The organism is Streptomyces sp. NPDC094032 (assembly GCF_040303965.1).
Lineage (GTDB): Bacteria > Actinomycetota > Actinomycetes > Streptomycetales > Streptomycetaceae > Streptomyces.
This window is the reverse complement of record NZ_JBEOUE010000061.1, coordinates 1-1338: the sequence shown is the minus strand read 5'-3', so window position 1 is coordinate 1338 and position 1338 is coordinate 1. Positions and strand designations below refer to the sequence as shown.

Here is a 1338-nt window from a genome sequence, read left to right as displayed (position 1 = left end):
CGACTCGTCGCCAGCACCGTCACCCCCGCACACCGCGCCAACAACACCTCCACCAACCCCGCAACCGCACCCACCACATGCTCACAGTTGTCGAGCACCAGCAGCATCCGGCGCCCGGAGCAGTGCTCGACGAGACGACCGGTCGGATCCTCGCCGAGCCGCAACTCCTCGGCGCCGGCACCGCGCAGGACGGTCTCCCGCGCGCCGAGCGCCACGAGGACAGCCTCGGTGACGGCCTCGGGATCGGTGACGGGCGCGAGCTCGACGAACCAGACCCCGTCCCGCCACCCACTCCCCACCCTCTCCGCGACTTCCTGCGAGAGCCGCGTCTTGCCGACCCCACCGGGCCCAAGAAGGGTGACAAGCCGAGACTCCAGCAACTCCCCACCCAACTCGCCGAGTTCGACATCCCGCCCAAGGAACGAGGTGAGCCGAGCCTTGAGATTGCCGACAGGCACTGGAGAGGCCGGAGAGGCAACCGGCAGACTGCGGCCCAGCAACTCCTCATGCAGGGCGCGGAGTTCGGGAGAGGGATCGGCGCCCAGCCGCTCGGCCAGCGCACGCCGGACGACGTCGTAGGCGGCCAGGGCCTCCGCCGAGCGTCCGGTGGAGCGCAGGGCGCGGATGCGCAGGGCCTGAAGGGCCTCGTCCAGCGGATGGGCCTCGCACAGAGCGGTCAGCTCGGGCAGGACCCCGGCCGCCTCGCCGAGGGCGAGGGCGGCGGCCATCCGGCCCCGCCGCGCGTCGAGCCGCCGCGCCTCCCACCGCGCGACCTCACCCTCCCGCTCCGGAAGATCGGCGAGGACCTCCCCCTTCCACAGCGCCAGCCCCTCGTCGAGGAGCGCGGCAGCCTCCAGGATCCGCCCGCCCTCCAGCGCCCCCACGCCCTCCCCGACAAGCCGCTCGAAACGAAAAAGATCGACATCCTCGCGTACGGCATCAAGGCGATAGCCCCCGTCCACGGACAGCACCCGCTCATGCCCGAGGGCCCGCCGCAGCCGCCCCACCAGGGCCTGGAGTGCGGCGACGCCGTCGGCCGGCGGCTCGGCACCCCACACCTCATCCACGAGCACGCCCACGGGAACGCCCCGCCCCACCCGCAGGACGAGCACGGTCAGCAGCGCCCGCACCCGGGGCCCGCCGACAGCGACAACGGAGCCTTCTGACGTATGGACCCGGACCGGCCCGAGGACGGAGTAGCGCACGGCCCCATGAGACCACGCACGGCCCGACGGCCGACGACGGCGGGAAGGGGGCCGGTGCCTCCGCGGGGGTGGGGGTGTCCGGACGTGGCGGCGCCCTGAACGAGCGAAGCGAAGTGAAGTGCGCAGTCCGGAC

Annotated in this window: 1 protein-coding gene; it reads right to left on the bottom strand. The window is 73.2% G+C overall.

Features of this window, described 5'->3' with window-relative positions; translation table 11 throughout:
- Positions 1 to 1205 (bottom strand): AfsR/SARP family transcriptional regulator (locus tag ABTZ54_RS35655; RefSeq protein ID WP_351672137.1); only part of this gene is annotated, 1205 nt, incomplete at its 3' end.
- Positions 1206 to 1338: the final 133 nt, after the last annotated feature.